General features: G+C 73.5%; 8 protein-coding genes. 3 read left to right on the forward strand and 5 right to left on the reverse strand.

The annotated features are described in order from the left end of the window. Window positions 1-123 precede the first annotated feature (123 nt). The 3 genes from mfd to ACZ7KF_RS03045 form a co-directional block, all read right to left on the reverse strand. On the reverse strand, window positions 124-3,654 hold the full coding sequence (gene mfd / locus ACZ7KF_RS03035; protein WP_471068866.1) for a transcription-repair coupling factor: 3,531 nt from the start codon (window positions 3,652-3,654) through the stop codon (window positions 124-126). Between the two features lie 376 nt (window positions 3,655-4,030). Next, window positions 4,031-6,613: an ABC transporter permease gene (locus ACZ7KF_RS03040; protein ID WP_471068868.1), complete on the reverse strand. Its 2,583-nt coding sequence runs from the start codon at window positions 6,611-6,613 to the stop codon at window positions 4,031-4,033. Beyond that, window positions 6,610-7,398: an ABC transporter ATP-binding protein gene (locus tag ACZ7KF_RS03045; protein WP_471068870.1), complete on the reverse strand. Its 789-nt coding sequence runs from the start codon at window positions 7,396-7,398 to the stop codon at window positions 6,610-6,612. The genes ACZ7KF_RS03040 and ACZ7KF_RS03045 overlap by 4 nt, the downstream gene beginning before the upstream one ends. A 443-nt stretch (window positions 7,399-7,841) precedes the next feature. On the opposite strand from ACZ7KF_RS03045, the gene ACZ7KF_RS03050 reads away from it, so the two are divergent. The 3 genes from ACZ7KF_RS03050 (at window position 7,842) to ACZ7KF_RS03060 (ending at window position 11,856) form a co-directional block, all read left to right on the forward strand. Further along, window positions 7,842-9,338 (forward strand): MFS transporter, encoded by a 1,497-nt coding sequence (locus ACZ7KF_RS03050; RefSeq protein WP_471068871.1) that lies wholly within the window; start codon window positions 7,842-7,844, stop codon window positions 9,336-9,338. Window positions 9,339-9,793: 455 nt separating this feature from the next. Next, the gene (locus ACZ7KF_RS03055) at window positions 9,794-10,219 is read left to right on the forward strand and encodes a DUF485 domain-containing protein (protein ID WP_471068873.1); all 426 of its coding nucleotides are present in this window, start codon (window positions 9,794-9,796) and stop codon (window positions 10,217-10,219) included. Beyond that, window positions 10,216-11,856: a sodium/solute symporter gene (locus ACZ7KF_RS03060; protein WP_471068874.1), complete on the forward strand. Its 1,641-nt coding sequence runs from the start codon at window positions 10,216-10,218 to the stop codon at window positions 11,854-11,856. Before ACZ7KF_RS03055 ends, ACZ7KF_RS03060 begins: the two co-directional genes overlap by 4 nt. A gap of 24 nt (window positions 11,857-11,880) precedes the next feature. Here ACZ7KF_RS03060 and ACZ7KF_RS03065 read toward each other — a convergent pair whose 3' ends face one another. Both ACZ7KF_RS03065 and ACZ7KF_RS03070 read right to left on the reverse strand, forming a co-directional pair. Continuing rightward, window positions 11,881-12,768: a cellulose-binding protein gene (locus tag ACZ7KF_RS03065; protein WP_471068875.1), complete on the reverse strand. Its 888-nt coding sequence runs from the start codon at window positions 12,766-12,768 to the stop codon at window positions 11,881-11,883. Window positions 12,769-13,164: 396 nt separating this feature from the next. Continuing rightward, the gene (locus tag ACZ7KF_RS03070; protein ID WP_471068876.1) at window positions 13,165-16,569 is read right to left on the reverse strand and encodes an SUKH-4 family immunity protein; all 3,405 of its coding nucleotides are present in this window, start codon (window positions 16,567-16,569) and stop codon (window positions 13,165-13,167) included. Window positions 16,570-16,575: the final 6 nt, after the last annotated feature.

A 16,575-nucleotide genomic window follows, 5' to 3' on the forward strand; every position in this document is an offset into this window, starting at 1 on the left:
CCCGAACCCGCGCCCGTGCCTGTCCCCGTGCCCGAACCCGCGCCCGTGCCCGTCTCCATGCCCGAGCCCGCCCCCGTGCCCGAACCCGCCCGCGTCCCCGTTCCTGTCCCCGTCCGCCACCGGCTAGCCCAGGATCGAGGTGAGGAATTCGCCGACCCAGGACAGCAGTTCGCGGCCGACCAGCGGCTTGCCGCCCACCTTCGCGGTCTTCGGGCGCGGTACCAGCACCTGGTGCACGGCCGGCTTGATGACCGTGCCCGGGTAGAGCCGCTTGAGCCGCAGCTCCTGCGACTCGCGCAGTTCCACCGGCGCGAAGCGGATGTTGGTGCCCTGCAGCACGATCTCGCCGACGCCGCACGCGCGCGCGAGCATCCGCAGCCCGGCCACCAGCAGCAGGTTCTCCACCGGCTCGGGCAGCTTGCCGTAGCGGTCGGTGAGTTCCTCGCGGACGGCCTTGATGTCCTCCTCCGAGTTGGCGGAGGCGATGGCCCGGTACGCCTGGAGGCGCAGCCGCTCGCCGGGGGCGTAGTCGTGCGGGACGTGCGCGTCGACGGGCAGCTCGATCTTGACCTCGAGCGGCGGCTCCTCCTCGATCTCGCCGGTCTCCAGCTGCCGCCGGTAGTCGGCGACGGCCTCGCCGACCATGCGGACGTACAGGTCGAAGCCGACGCCCGCGATGTGCCCGGACTGCTCGCCGCCGAGCAGGTTTCCGGCGCCGCGGATCTCCAGGTCCTTCATCGCCACGTACATGCCCGCGCCCATCTCCGTGTGCTGGGCGATGGTCGCCAGGCGCTCGTGTGCGGTCTCGGTGAGCGGCTTCTCCGGGGGGTACAGGAAGTAGGCGTACCCGCGCTCGCGGCCCCGGCCGACGCGGCCGCGCAGCTGGTGCAGCTGGGACAGGCCGAAGTTGTCGCCGCGTTCCACGATCAAGGTGTTGGCGTTGGAGATGTCGATGCCCGACTCCACGATCGTGGTCGACACCAGCACGTCGAACTTCTTCTCCCAGAAGTCGACGACGACCTGCTCCAGCGCGGATTCCGACATCTGGCCGTGGGCCGTCGCGATGCGCGCCTCGGGGACGATCTCGCGCAGCCTCGCCGCCGCGCGGTCGATGGACTCGACCCGGTTGTGGATGTAGAAGACCTGGCCCTCGCGCAGCAGTTCACGGCGGATGGCCGCGCCGATCTGCTTCTCCTCGTACGGCCCGACGAAGGTGAGCACCGGGTGGCGCTCCTCCGGGGGCGTGGTGATCGTGGACATCTCGCGGATGCCGGTGACCGCCATCTCCAGGGTCCGCGGGATGGGCGTGGCCGACATGGTCAGCACGTCGACGTTGGCGCGGAGCTTCTTCAGCTGCTCCTTGTGCTCGACGCCGAAGCGCTGTTCCTCGTCGACGATGACCAGGCCGAGGTCCTTGAACTTGGTCTCCGAGGAGAACAGGCGGTGGGTGCCGATGACGACGTCCACCGAGCCCTCCTTCAGCCCCTCCAGGACGGCCTTGGCCTCGGTGTCGGTCTGGAAGCGGGAGAGCGCCCTCACGCTCACCGGGAACTGCCCGTACCGCTCGGAGAACGTGCCGAAGTGCTGCTGCACCAGCAGGGTCGTGGGGACGAGGACGGCGACCTGCTTGCCGTCCTGCACGGCCTTGAAGGCGGCCCGTACGGCGATCTCGGTCTTGCCGTAGCCGACGTCGCCGCAGATCAGGCGGTCCATGGGGATCGACTTCTCCATGTCCTCCTTGACCTCGGCGATGGTGGTGAGCTGGTCGGGGGTCTCCGCGTAGGGGAAGGCGTCCTCCAGCTCGCGCTGCCAGGGGGTGTCGGAGCCGAAGGCGTGGCCGGGGGCGGCCATGCGCGCGCTGTACAGCTTGATCAGGTCGGCGGCGATCTCCTTGACGGCCTTCTTCGCGCGGGCCTTGGTCTTCGTCCAGTCCGCGCCGCCGAGGCGGTGCAGGGTGGGGGCCTCGCCGCCGACGTACTTGGTGATCTGCTCCAGCTGGTCGGTCGGGATGTACAGCCGGTCGCCGGGCTGGCCGCGCTTGGCGGGCGCGTACTCGACCACCAGGTACTCGCGGGTGGCGCCCTGCACGGTGCGCTGCACCATCTCGATGTAGCGGCCGACGCCGTGCTGCTCGTGGACGATGTAGTCGCCCGGCTCCAGGGTGAGCGGGTCGATGGTCTTGCGGCGGCGGGCCGGCATCCGGGCGCCGTCGCGGCTCGCGGTGCGCTGGCCGGACAGGTCGGTCTCGGTGAGCACGGCGAGCTTGAGCGCCGGGTCCACGAAGCCGTACTCGATGCAGCCGCAGGAGACGTGCACCACGGAGGGGCTCAGTGCGCCGAGGTCGGCGTCCAGACGGGCCGCGATGCCCTCGCCGCCGAGCACCTCCACCGTGCGGGCGGCCGGGCCGTGGCCCTCGGTGACGAAGACCGCGCGCCAGCCGTCGGCGAGCCAGCCCTTGGTGTCGGCGAGGGCCCGCGCGGTGTCGCCGCGGTAGGTCTCGGGCGCGTGCATGCCGAGCTTGAGGGTGTCCGCCTCGAGTTCGAGATCGGCCGCGAACGGCGACACCGACCACCACATCATGTCCAGCTCGCGCGCGCGGTCGCGGACGTCGGCGATGGACCACAGGGAGGCCGCGCCGACGTCGATCGGGGCCTCGCCGCCGCCCGCGGTGGCCGCCCAGGAGGCCTGGAGGAACTCCTGCGAGGTGGCCACGAGGTCGGCGGCGCGGGTACGGACCCGCTCCGGGTCGCAGACGACGGCCATCGCGCCCTTGGGGAGCACGTCGAGCAGCAGTTCCATGTCGTCCACCAGGACGGGGGCGAGGGACTCCATGCCCTCGACCGCGATGCCCTCGGCGATCTTGTTCAGCAGCTCGCCCAGCTCGGGGTGCTCCTCGGCGAGGGCACGCGCGCGTGCGCGGACGTCCTCGGTGAGCAGCAGCTCGCGGCACGGGGGCGCCCACAGGCCGTGCTCGGCGACTTCGAGGGAGCGCTGGTCGGCGACCTTGAAATAGCGGATCTCCTCGACGTCGTCGCCCCAGAACTCGATGCGCAGGGGGTGTTCCTCGGTGGGCGGGAACACGTCCAGGATGCCGCCGCGCACGGCGAACTCTCCGCGCTTCTCGACCAGCTCCACGCGTGCGTAGGCGGCGGCCGCGAGGGCTTCCACGACCGCGTTCAGGTCGGCGTTCTGGCCCGTCCTCAGCGATACCGGTTCCAGGTCGCCGAGGCCCTTGACCTGGGGCTGGAGCACGGAGCGCACGGGCGCGACGACGACGGAGACCGGGCCGGTCTCGGGGTCGTCCGGGCGGGGGTGGGCCAGGCGGCGCAGGACGGCGAGGCGGCGGCCCACGGTGTCGCTGCGGGGGCTGAGCCGCTCGTGCGGCAGGGTCTCCCAGGAGGGGTACTCCACGACGCCCTCTTCGGGCAGCAGGGAGCGCAGCGCGGCGGCCAGGTCCTCGGCCTCCCGGCCCGTGGCCGTGACCGCCAGCACGGGGCGGCCGGCCTCGCGGGCCAGGGCGGCGATCGCGAAGGGGCGGGCCGCCGGGGGGCCGACGAGGTCGACGTTCGGGCGGTTGCCGTCCGCCGCCGCCCGAATCGCTTCCGCGAGGGCGGGGTCCTTGACGACGGCGTCGAGCAGACCGTGCAGGCTCATGGAGGAGGCTTTCCGTCCTGGTGTGGGCAACGCGAAGAGCCCGACGCGTGTGGCGGGCCGGGGGTCTCCAGCCTACGACGCTGTCCCGGTTGCCGCCGGTGCCTGTGGACAACCGGCGAGGCCGCACCCAGACTCCGCCCAGGCCCGGCCGGGGCCCGCCCAGGCCCGGCCGGGGGCCGGTGGAGGCCGGTGGAGGCCGGTGGAGGCCGGTGGAGGCCGGTGGAGGCCGGTGGAGGCCGGTGGAGGCCGGTGGAGGCCGGTGGAGGCCGGTGGGCAGATGAAAGACCCGGCGCCGGAGAGTCCCCCAAGACTCTCCGGCGCCGGGTGATCCCCCGCAACCCCCGTGTGCGGTGGCTGTCGGCCCGTGCGGGGGGCGCTAGTCCGTCGCGATGGCGTTCAGGACGTTCATCCGGCCCGCCCGGAAGGCCGGGACGAGCGCGGCGAACAGGCCCACGAAGGCCGAGCCGATGAACACCCCGGTGATCGTCGGCCAGGGGATCTCCAGGACCTTCAGTCCTTCCAGGGCGAGGAGCTTCTGGGCGGTCGCGCCCCAGCCCATGCCGAGGCCGAGGCCGAGCAGGGCGCCGAAGACGGCGATCACCACGGACTCCAGGCGGATCATGCGGCGCAGCTGGCGGCGGGAGAGGCCGATGGCCCGCATGAGGCCGATCTCCCGGGTCCGCTCGACCACGGACAGCGCCAGGGTGTTCACCACGCCGAGGACCGCGACGATGATCGCGAGCGCCAGCAGGCCGTAGATCATGTTCAGCAGCTGGCCGATCTGGTCCTTCAGCGCCTGCTTGTAGTCGGTCTGGTCGCGCACGGTGTACTGGGGGAAGTCGTCGTGCAGCGCGGCCTTGAGCGCCTTGTAGGCGGTGGCTTCCCGGCCGTCCGCGGCGGTGGCGAAGACCAGGTCGTCCAGCGGCATCCGGTCGGCCGGCACGTACCTGGCGGCGGTGGCGATGGAGGCGTACATCGCGCCCTTGTCGATGACGGCGTCGTCGCTGGTGATCGCGCGGACCGTCAGCCTGGCCGTCCTGCCGTCCGCGAAGTCGACCGCGACGGTGGAGCCGAGCTTGATGCCGTGCTTGTCGGCGAAGCCCTCGAAGACGGACATCGAGTCGGGCCGGTAGGCGTCGGCGAGGCTGCCGGCGACCGTCTTGGTGCGCAGGTCCTGCGCGTAGCTCGGGTCGGCCGCGTTGATGGACTCGCCCTTGCTGACGGCGCCGTCGGGGGTGGTCAGGGTGGCGTTGAGGAGCTTGTACTCGGTGACCCGCTCCAGGCCCGGCGTCTTCTTGATCGCCTCGACGGCCTGCGGGACGATCTCCTTGCCGTTGTCGTCCTGGATGATGAAGTCCGTGCCGACGGTCTTGTCGAGCTGGTCGGTGGCGGAGGCCACCATGGAGGAGCCGACCACCGACAGGCAGGCCACCAGGGCGAGGCCGATCATCAGGGCGGCGCCGGTGGCGCCGGTGCGGCGCGGGTTGCGCAGGGCGTTGCGCTCGGCCATGCGGCCCACGGGCCCGAAGATCCGCAGGATGACCGCGCCGAGGACGCGGACCAGGCCGGCGGCGAGCAGCGGGCCGATGACGACGAAGCCGATCAGGGTGAGCAGCACGCCGAGGCCCAGCCAGCCGGAGCCGGCCTTGGCCTCGTCGGCGCCGGCGGCGACGTAGAGGCTGCCGCCGCCGGCGGCGGTCAGCAGCAGGCCGATGACGGCCCGGACGGCACCGGCCCTGGCGTCGGCCGGGGCCCCCGCCTCGCGCAGGGCGGCCATCGGGGAGACCTTGCCGGCGCGCCGGGCGGGCAGGTAGGCGGCGAGGACGGTGACGAGCACGCCGAGCAGCAGGCCGAGGGCGGGGGTGGTCCAGGCGACGGTGAGGTCGTCGGTGGACAGGTGCATGTCCATCAGGCCCATGAGCTTCATCAGGCCGATCGCGATGCCGACGCCGGCGCCCACGCCGAGCACGGAGCCGAGCACGCCGAGCAGCAGCGCCTCGACCAGCACGGACCGGTTGATCTGCTTGCGGGAGGAGCCGATGGCACGCATCAGGCCGATCTCGCGGGTGCGCTGGGCGACCAGCATGGAGAAGGTGTTGATGATCAGGAAGATGCCGACGAGGAAGGCGATCCCGGCGAAACCGAGCATCGCGTACTTCATGACGTCCAGGATGCTCTGGAGGTCCTTCTGGTTGGCTTCGGCGACCTCCTTGGCGGTCTGCACCTTGTAGCCGTGCCCGAGGGCGGCGGTGACGTTCTTCTTCAGCTGCGCGTCGGTGACGCCCTGGGCGGCGGTGACGTTGACGTGGGTGTAGACGCCGGTCGCGCCGACCAGGGTCCGCTGCGCGGTCTTCTTGTCCAGGTAGAAGATCGCCGCGCCGGGGTTGGTGACCTTGAAGGCGGCGATGCCGGACACGCGCGCGTGGTGCGTGCCGACGACCGTGATCACGCCGATCTCGTCGCCGAGCTTCAGGTCGTGCTTGTCGGCGGTGTCGGCGTCGACCATCACCTGGTCCGGGCCCTCGGGGGCGGTACCGGAGGTGATCTCCATGGTGCGGGCGTCGTTGCCGTTCCAGCTGCCGACGATGGTGGGTGCGCCGCTGCTGGGCGACAGCTTGTCCTTGTCGGCGTCGACGACCGTCGCCGAGGTGGAGAAGACGGTGCCCTCGGCCGACCCGACGCCCTCGGCCTTGCGGACCCGGCCGAGGACGGAGGCCGGCACGACCGGCGGCTTGCCGGTGCGGGAGGTGGTCTCGCCGCTGTCGGAGGAGTTCTTGGCGCTGACCGTCACGTCCGAGGACGTCGCCTGGAACAGCTTGTCGAAGGTGGTGTTCATCGTGTCGGTGAACACGAGCGTGCCGCAGACGAACGCGACCGACAGCAGGACCGCCGTCGCCGACAGCGCCATGCGTCCCTTGTGCGCGAAGAAATTGCGCAGCGAGGTCTTGAGGACGGTCATGAGGTGCGCCCCCGGGCGTCGAAGTCCTTCATGCGGTCCAGGACCTGATCGGCCGTCGGCTGGTGCATCTCGTCGACGATCCGGCCGTCGGCGAGGTAGAGCACGCGGTCGGCGTAGGAGGCGGCCACCGGGTCGTGGGTGACCATGACGATGGTCTGGCCGAGTTCGTCCACCGAGCGGCGCAGGAAGCCCAGGACCTCCGCTCCCGCGCGCGAGTCGAGGTTTCCGGTCGGCTCGTCCCCGAAGATGATCTCCGGGCGGGCGGCGAGCGCGCGGGCCACGGCGACACGCTGCTGCTGGCCGCCGGAGAGCTGGGTGGGCCGGTGCTTGAGGCGGCCGGCGAGTCCGACGGTCTCCACGACCCGGTCCAGCCAGGCCCGGTCGGGCTTGCGGCCGGCGATGTCCATGGGCAGCGTGATGTTCTCGATGGCGTTCAGCGTGGGCAGCAGGTTGAACGCCTGGAAGATGAAGCCGATCCGGTCCCGGCGTAGCTGGGTGAGCTTCTTGTCCTTCAGGCCGGTGATCTCGGTGTCGTCGAGGTAGATCTGGCCGCCCGTCACCGTGTCGAGGCCGGCGAGGCAGTGCATCAGGGTGGACTTGCCGGACCCCGAGGGGCCCATGATCGCGGTGAACTGCCCGCGGGCGATGTCCACGTCGACGTGGTCCAGGGCGACGACACGGGTCTCCCCGGACCCGTACGCCTTCACGACCTGCCGCGCCTGTGCGGCAACGGCCGTACGCCCTCCAGTGCCCCCGTGCCTGGGAATGGTCACAGCCGATGTCACGGTATGTCTCCTATGTCGGTCGGCAAGTCGGTGAGGTGCCCGGTGTTCCGGGCCGTCGTCTCGGTACGTCCATGAGTCTCGCGGCCGGCCGGCGGGCGGCGCGCTGGTGCGAAGCCCCGTCTTTCCGGGGGGAAAACCCCACCCCGGCCGGTGCGGCCCACCGCCCCCCTGCGGTGTAAAGCCAGGTTAAGGAGCGCCCCCGGCCGGTCTCGTCCTCCGCCGGGACGAACCCTCCCCGAGCCGTAGTACGGAGGGACCCCTAGGGGTCCTCCACCGCCGGGTGGAGCCGTTCTCGGGGTCGTCTCCACCCTTCGGCGCGTACAGGCTCCACCCTGCCGCCGCGTCAGCTTCAAGCGACGGGGGGCGTGGAAAGCTCTCGTCCCGGACATGGATGCAGGGGGCAACAAGACGGCTTCCGGCGGGAAGCACGGGAGGGGTGTGCGGTGGGGAGTACGACACCGGCGATACGCGGCGACGCCGCCCGGCGGCAGGGCACCGGGCGGCGGGGGGCGGTGGTCGCCGCCCTCATGCTGGCGATGGCACTGGCGGCGCTCGACTCCACCGTCGTCTCCACGGCCGTGCCGCAGATCGTCGGCGATCTCGGCGGGTTCTCCGTCTTCTCGTGGCTGTTCTCCGGCTATCTGCTCGCCGTCACGGTCACGCTGCCCGTGTACGGGAAGCTCTCCGACACCTTCGGCCGCAAGCCGGTGCTGCTGGCGGGCGCGGCCGTGTTCCTGCTGGGCTCGCTGCTGTGCGCGGTGGCCTGGAACATGGGGGCGCTGATCGCGTTCCGGATCGTGCAGGGGCTGGGCGGCGGGGCGCTGCAGGGCACCGTGCAGACGCTGGCCGCCGATCTGTACCCGCTGGCGGAGCGCCCGAAGATCCAGTCGAAGCTGTCCACGGTGTGGGCGGTCTCCGCGGTGGCCGGCCCCGGGCTCGGCGGAGTGCTCGCCGCCTATGCCGACTGGCGCTGGATCTTCCTGATCAATCTGCCGATCGGCGCCGCCGCCCTGTGGCTGATCGTCCGTCACCTCCACGAGCCCGAGCGGGAGAGAGCCGCCCACGCGCGCGTGGACTGGGCCGGGGCCCTCGCGGTCTTCGCGTGCGGCGGGGTGCTGCTGACCGCGCTGGTGCAGGGCGGGGTCGCCTGGCCGTGGCTGTCGGCGCCGTCGCTGGCCCTGTTCGGCGCGGGACTCGCGCTGGCCGGCGTGGTGGTGGTCGTGGAGCGGCGGGCCGCGCAGCCGATCATCCCGGGGTGGGTGTGGCGGCGCCGGACGATCGCGGCCGTCAACCTGGCCCTGGGCGCGCTGGGGCTGCTGATGGTGGCGCCGTCGGTGTTCCTGCCGACGTACGCGCAGTCGGTGCTCGGACTCGCGCCGGTGACCGCCGGGTTCGTGCTGTCGGTGTGGACGCTCAGCTGGCCGGTGTCCGCCGCGTTCAGCCAGCACGTCTACCGGCGGATCGGCTTCCGGGACACCGCGCTGCTCGGTATCGGCCTGGCGGCGCTGATCCTGTGCGCGTTCCCGTTCCTGCCGTATCCCGGGTCGTGGTGGCAGCCCACGCTGCTGATGCTGTTGCTGGGCGGGGCGCTGGGGCTCTTCCAGCTGCCGCTGATCGTCGGGGTGCAGTCGACCGTGGGCTGGTCGGAGCGGGGCACCACGACGGCGTCGGTCCTGTTCTGCCGGCAGACCGGGCAGACCCTCGGCGCGTCCCTGTTCGGCGCCGTCGCCAACGGGGTGCTGGCCGCGCGGCTGGGTGGGGCGGGCGATCTGGACTCCGTCACCCGCGCGCTGGACGCCGGTACGGCCCCGGAGGCGACCCGGCGGGCGATCGCCGGCGCGGTCCACGCGGTCTACGCGGGGGCGGCCGTCGCGGCGGCGCTGGCGTTCGTGGTGCTGCTGCTGGTGGCGCCCCGGCGGTTCCCGGTGCTCAAGGAGTGAGCGGGCGCGCGCCCCTTCGCCGAGGCCGCCCGGTGAACGCCCCCGGCCGGGGAGGGCCGGGGAGGGCCGGGGAGGGCGGACCGAGACCCGACAGCAGGTCAGGGGCGGGGCAGGGACATCGCCCCACGGAGGTACGCGCGCGTGCCTGCACGGTCGCACGCGGGACCGCCCCACGCCGCACGCCCCACGCCGCATCCGCAGCGCCCGCACCCGCACCCGCACCCGCACCCGCACCCGCACCCGCACCCGCAGCGTCCGCCCCGGGTCGCACGGCCCCCGCCGACGCGAGTAACACCCCAGGTCGAGCCCCGTAGCAGGGGGAAAGCGCATACCGACCGGGCAGTTCGGTGAAGTCGCCGCGCGCACCGCACTCCGCGAGTAGCGTGCGTGGCTCAGCTCCCCTCACCTCCCTGCGGTCCGCCGCCACGGACCCGAGCCGCGCAAGGAGCCCCGGGATGTCCCACGACCCGCCGCACCCGTCGTACCCGACCCGCCCGACCCAGCCGACCTACCCCTGGCAGCCGCCGACGCCCGCGGAACCGCTCCGCGCCACCCGCCGGCCGCCCCGCGAACCCCTCGGCCACCACAGCGACCTGCGCGTGCTGCGCACCGCCTACCGCTGGCAGCGGCGCACCGCCACGCTCACCGCACTGGGCTACTTCACGCTGTTCCTCGTCCTGTCCGCGTGCGCCCCCGGTGTCATGACGAGCACGGTCGCCGACGGCGTCCCCGCCGGCCTGCTGCTCGCCCTCCTCCAACTCCCCGTCACCTGGTGCGCGATCGCCCTGTACGAGCACACCGCGCGTCGGCACGTCGATCCGCTCGCCGACCGCATCCGCAGACAGGTCGAGCTGGACGCGCGGCGAGGAGCGGGCCGATGACCACCGCCGCCCCGTCCCGCCCGGCCTTCACCGGGTTCAGCGACTCCGCCCAGACCATGTCCCTGATCGCCTTCTCCACCGTCGCGACGGTGACCCTGCTGCTGTGCGTGATGACCGTCCCCGACCGGGACGACCTGGACGAGTTCTACACCGGCTACGGCTCCCTGTCCCCGCTGCGCAACGGCCTCGCCATCGCCGGCGACTACATCTCCGCCGCCACCGTCCTGGGCACCGGCGGGGTGATCGCCCTGTGCGGCTACGACGGAGTCGTCCTCGCCCTCAGTACGGCGCTGTCGCTGATGCTGCTGATGTTCCTGCTGGCCGAACCGCTGCGCAACGCGGGCCGGTTCACCATGGGCGACGCGCTCGCCCGCCGGCTGCCGGGCCGCTGCGTCCGCATCACGGCCTGCGCGGTGACCATCGCCGCGCTGCTGCCGCTGATGCTGGTCCAACTGGCCGGGACCGGACAGCTGATGGCCTTCATCCTCGGCTTCACCAACGAGTCCCTGAAGACCGGCTGTGTCGTGGGACTCGGCGCGCTCATGATCGCCTACGCGGCGATCGGCGGCATGAAGGGCACCGCGCTCATCCAGATCCTGAAGATCGTGATGCTGGTCGGTTCCGGTGCCGTGGTCGCCGCTCTGGTCCTGCACCGCTTCGACTGGGACCCGGGCGCCCTGTTCACCGCCGCGGCACGGCAGAGCGGCGCCGGACCCGCCTTCCTCCGCTCCGGGCTGGAGTTCGGCACCACCCCGGGGTCCCGCGTCGACATGATCGCCTCCGAACTGACCGTCGTCCTCGGCGGCGCCTGCCTGCCGCACATCACCATGCGCATGTACACCGCCTCCAGCGCCCGCCAGGTGCGCCGCTCGATGTCCTGGGCCGTCTCGCTCGTCGCCCTGTTCGTCCTGGTCGTCACCGTGGTGGGGTTCGGCGCCACGGCCCTGGTCGGGCGCACGGCGATCGCCGCGGCCGACCCTCAGGGCAACACGGCGTACCTGCTGGGCTCGCGCGCGGTGTTCGGCACCGACGTGTCGACGGCGGAGACCTTCCTGTTCACCCTGGTCACCACCGCGCTCTTCCTGACCCTGCTCGCCTCGGTGGCCGGGATGATCCTGGCGTGCGCCAACTCCCTCGCGCACGACGTCCTCGCGGCCCGGCGGCAGGAGATCCCGGCCCGCCGGGAGATGACCCTGGCCCGCGTCTCGGCGCTCGTCACCGGGGTGCCGACGATCCTGCTGGCCGTCCTGGTCCAGCACCACAGCCTGCAGCCCCTGGTGACCCTCTCCTTCTGCCTGGGCGCGTCCGCCCTCGCCCCCGCCCTGGTCTACGGCCTCTTCTGGCGCCGCTACACCCGCAGCGGACTGATGAGCACGCTGATCGGCGGCTCGCTGACCGTGCTGCTGCTCATGCCGGGCACGAACCTCGTCTCCGGGTCACCCGTGTCGGCCTTTCCGCACGCCGACTTCAACTGGTTCCCGTTCACCACCACCGGCATCGTCTCCATCCCGGCCGGCTTCCTCTTCGGCTGGCTGGGCACGGTGCTGTCGGACCGGGCGACGGCGGAACGGCAGCGGCACCAGTACGAGGCGGTGGAGGCACGGATCCTGGCGGGCGCGGTCCGCGAGGAGAGTTGACGGGACGTCGCCCGGGACCGGCCGCTACTCCATGGACACGTGGCCGGTCAGCGAGATGAGGCTGTCGCGTACGGAGTCCATGTGCGCCTGGACGCTGTCCCAGGTCTCGCTGTGCTCCCGCAGCACCCGTTCCGTCTCCCGGCCGATGCGCTCCGCATGCTCGTGCGCCTCGGCGACGATGCCGGCGGCACGCGCGTGCGCCTCCTCCTCGGAGCGGCGCGCGAACTCCTCGGCCTCCGCGAACGCCCGCTCGGCGTCGGACAGCTCGGCCTCGGACCGGCGCACCCGATCGGCGCCCCGGGCATCCAGCGCCTTCGCCTGTTCGGCCTCCTCGCGTTCGACCTCGGCCCAGCGCGCGGCATGCTCCCGGGACTGCTCGGCCAGCATCCCGGTGGCGCGCCGGCGCGCCTCACGCATCGCGGCCAGCTCCGCCCCGCGCTCCGCCTTCAGTTCACACCGGGCGCCGATGCGGAGGTCGTCGGCCTCGGCCTGCGCGGCCAGGAGCAGACGGCGGGCGCGTTCGTCGGCGTCCGCGCGGAGCGCGTCCGCCGCTTCCTGCGCCTCCCGGCGTACCCGCCCGGCGTCCGCCTCGGCCCGCGCGATCCGCTCGAGCGCCTCGCGCCGTGTGCGCTCCCGCAGGTCCGCCGCCTCCTCCAGCACGGCCTGGAACAACCGGCGGGCACCGTCCCCGAGCGTCTCGTACGTCTGCGGCGCCAACTGGGCGACGGCCTCGCGCGCCCGCGCGGCATCCGCCTCCATCTCCTTGGCGAGCACGGTCAGCCGGGCCGCGCGCTCCCAGGCGGCGTCCCGGTTCTCCGACAGCGCCTCCATGAACGCGTCGACCTGGTCGGGGCGGTAGCCGCGCCCGCGGACGGTCACGAAGCCGTGCGGCGGCATCGATGCGCTGCTCACCCTGGGAACCCCTCTCCGCCGGACCTACACGACAAGATGATTTAGCGCACATCATGATGGATCCGGCGTAAGTGTCCATAACGCGACACTCCGCAGTCACGTGACGGTAGAAACGCTGCACTTCGCAAGAAGCATGACGGATACGGTCATCTGGAGCACACCCTCCTCAAGGGTGACAGTGGTGCTCCGGACAGCGACCCGGCCGACGGCGGACGGGAAACCGCCGCGGGAGAAACACGCACACGCGCGTCGGGCCCCGCACACGCACGGGGGCCCCACACACACGTGCCGGGCCCTGCACGCACACAGGCCCTGTACGCACACACACGTCGGGCCCTTCACGCGCGCGCGTGAAGGACCCGAGGGCTCACACCCGTCCGGCGGGCGGGGACTCCGCTACAACAGCCCGTCCCACATCTGCTCCAGCAGCACCGACCACCAGCTCTCCGGCGAACCGAGCGCCGCCGGGTCGAGGGCGGCCAGCTGCGCCTGGAAATCGACGGTCCAGCGGCCCGCCTGCTCCTGGTTCAGCCCGAACCGCAGACGCCACATCCGGCCCAGCAACGCCAGGCACCGCGCGAACTCCGGCAGCCCGCTGTTCACGAACTGCGGCGGCACCGGCGCACCACCCGGCCCTGCCTCCACCGGCACGGCCACGATGTTCGCCGTCCCGTACTGCACACAGAGCGCCTTGCCGAAGTCGGTGCCCATGACGAGATACGAACCCGCGTCCGCCGCCGGCTGCACCCCGCGCTCCGCCGCCAGCTCCGCCAGCGTCGGCACCGGGCGGCCCGGCTGCGCCTGCGCCCAGAAGAACGGGCCCATGTCCAGCGGCAGTCCGGCGACGACCAGCGTGTGCGCCACGATCGGCGGCACGCCCTGCCGGGACACCGCCTGCTGCTCGAACCGGAAGATCCCCGGCCCGAACGCCGCCGCCAGCTCCTGCGCGACGGCCTCCGGCGGGACCGGCGGCGCGGCCTGCACCGGCGGCAGCGGCGCCCGCACCGGCGCCGGCCGCGCGGGACCGTCCGCCACCTGGTGCAGCTCACCCTGATGGGCCAGCAGCTGCTGCATGCCCTGCTGCCGGCTCGCATGGTCCGTGCCGTACGGCGCGATGCTCGTGATCCGCGCCTGCGGCCACTGCTCCCGGATCATCCGCGCACAGTAGGCGCCCGGCAGCACGCACGACTCCAGCTCCGTGTGCAGCTCCAGCACCTGGTCCGGCGGCACGTTCATGGCCCGCAGCTCGTGGAAGATCTGCCACTCCGGGTGCGGCGTACCCGGCGCCGAACGCCGGATCAGCTGCTGCTCCGACCCGTCCTGCGCGCGGTAGCGCAGCACGGCCTGATAGCCGGGGCCGACCGTCGGCTGCCCCTGCTGCGGGTACCCGTACGCCGGAGCCTGCCCCGGCAGGGGCCCACCCGGCGGCATCGCACCCGGCGGCGGCATGGCACCCGGCGGCGGGCTGCCCGGGACGCCCGGGGGCATGCCAGGGGCTCCCTGCATACCCGGGACACCGGGGGCACCGGGGGACGGCGGCGGGGGCACGCCCGGGCCGCCCACCGGAGGCGCGGACAGGACCGTCTCGGCGTGGTGCACGGCACCGCGAGCACCACCGGGCGCCACCGGAGCACCGGGCGCACCAGGGACACCTGGGGCGTGCGGCGACTGCGGGGCACCGGGAACGTTCGGCGGCTGCGCGGCACCGGGGGCGGCCGGAGCGTTCGACGCGCCGGGGGTTCCCGGCATGCCGGGAGCGTTCGGCGGGTGGGGCGCGCCCGGTACCGGAGGCATGCCGGGGGCACCCGGGGCGCCGGGAACGCCCGGCGGGTTCGGCACGCCCGGGGCACCGGGACGCTGCGGCGCGCCCCCGCCCAGCTGACTCGGGTCGGCCAGCATCGTGGCCGCCTGGTGCACGCTGCCCGGAGGCGTACCGCCCGGAGCGCCCGGCGGCGCGACAGGCGGGTTGGGGGCGCCCGGAGTGTTCGGCGCGCCCGGCGCCTGCGCCCCGTCCGCACCTCCCGGACCGGCCTGACCTCCCGGACCGGCCTGACCCTCAAGACCCTCCGGCCCGAGCGCCGACACGAGCTGCGTCGGCACATATCCGCCCGCGGGCGCACCCGGCGCGGGCGGCGGGGTCGCACTCCCCCCATGCGCACCCGGCGCGCCCGGCATCCCGGGGGCGCCCGGCGGCGGAGGCGGCGCGCCCACTCCACCGCGCGCCTTCCTCGGCGGCGGCGCCGCCTTGCTCGTCGCGGCATCCGCGATGTCCCCCGCATGGGGAGCGAGCGGCCGCGCAGGCGCACCCGGCGCCGAGGGCGGCAGCGGCGCGTCCGGCGCACCGCCCGGCGCCTGCGGATAGCCGTACCCCTGCGCACCCTGCGGAGCACCGGGCCCCTGCGGATAGCCGTACGGCCGCACGCCCGGCGGCGGAGGCGGCGGTGTACTGCCCGGCGGAGCACCCGGCACGCCGGGCGGCGGTGTACTGCCCAGCGGAGCACCCGGCACGCCGGGAGCCATGGGGGGCGCGGGCGGAGTGTTGTGCGCCGGAGGGTAGGGCGGGGTGCCGGGCGGAGGCGTGCCCGGGGCCGCCGGTGCCTGCGGATGGCTGAACGCCGGCGTGCCCGGCGGCGGAGGCGTGCTGCCCTGGCCGACACCCGGCGCACCGCCGGGAGCGGGCGCGCCCCCCTGCGTTCCCGGTGCGAAGCCCTGCGCACCCGGCACGTAGCCCTGCGCACCCGGCGCGTCCGACACGTCGAGCGCCGGAGCGACCGCCGTCGGCGGCAGCTGGCTGCCGCCCGACATCAGCGCCGTCGGCGCGTCCGCGGCGACGGCCGGCGGGCGCGGCACCTCGTCGGAGTCGCTCAGCGGCGGCGCGAACACCGTCGCGGGCAGCGGCACGGAGCGGTCGTCCTCACCGGAGTCCGCGTTCGTGTCCGTACCGGCCCAGGGCGTGGCACCCACCGGCACGTCCACCGGAGCAGGCACCCCCGGCGCGCCCGCGCCACTCGCGCCGCCCGGCACGCCGCCGGCTCCAGCCGCCCCGGGCACCCCGGAGGCTCCCGGCGCGCCGGAACCACCGTGCGTCCCTCCGGCAGCCCCGGCGGGGATCCCGGCCTGCGTCTCGGCCAGCCCCCTCCCGGCCGAGCCGGCCGCACCACCGAAGGACGCGGCGTCCTGCGCCGCACCACCGGCAGAAGCCGCACCACCGCCAGAAACCGCACCACCGCCAGGAGCAGCACCACCGCCAGAGCCGGCAGCCCCGGCGGAGTCGGCAGCCCCGGCGGAGACCGCGCCACCGCTCGAAGCCGACCCGCCGTCAGAAAGCGGCCCCCCGTCGGAAACCGGCTCCTGCCCGGACCCCGGCTCCCCACCGGAAGCCGACGGCGGCGCGGCCGCCGTGCCCTCCGGTCGCGGGTCGCCCAGACCCAGCTTGTCCGCCGCCTCCTGCAACCACTCCGGAGGAGTCAGCAGGAACGACGTCTGGTTCAGATCCAGGCGCGCGGGAGCAGGCGCCGGAACCGCGTCCCGCGGCTCGTCCGCACGGCCGTACTCCTCCTCGTACCGGCGGATCACCTCACCCACCGGCAGCGCCGGCCACAGCGTCGCCTCCCCGCTGTCCCGGGCGATCACGAGCCGCTGACCACCGGCATCCGAACGCGGACCCTCCGCCCGGTCCTCGCCCCACACCACGAACCCCAGCTCGAACTCCCGCACCCGCACCTCACGGTGCTGGTACGCGGGCACGTCGCCGTTGATCCACTCCTCGGCGCGCTCCTGCGCCTGCGCGTAGGTCACCATCGCCTG

It is taken from the genome of Streptomyces sp. NPDC038200, assembly GCF_055600785.1.

Bases quoted from the DNA above. Each gene is read 5' to 3' on its own strand.
- mfd (WP_471068866.1), bottom strand. From the start codon at position 3,654: ATGAGCCTGCACGGTCTGCTCGACGCCGTCGTCAAGGACCCCGCCCTC.
- ACZ7KF_RS03040 (WP_471068868.1), bottom strand. From the start codon at position 6,613: ATGACCGTCCTCAAGACCTCGCTGCGCAATTTCTTCGCGCACAAGGGA.
- ACZ7KF_RS03055 (WP_471068873.1), top strand. From the start codon at position 9,794: ATGTCCCACGACCCGCCGCACCCGTCGTACCCGACCCGCCCGACCCAG.
- ACZ7KF_RS03060 (WP_471068874.1), top strand. From the start codon at position 10,216: ATGACCACCGCCGCCCCGTCCCGCCCGGCCTTCACCGGGTTCAGCGAC.
- ACZ7KF_RS03070 (WP_471068876.1), bottom strand. From the start codon at position 16,569: ATGGTGACCTACGCGCAGGCGCAGGAGCGCGCCGAGGAGTGGATCAAC.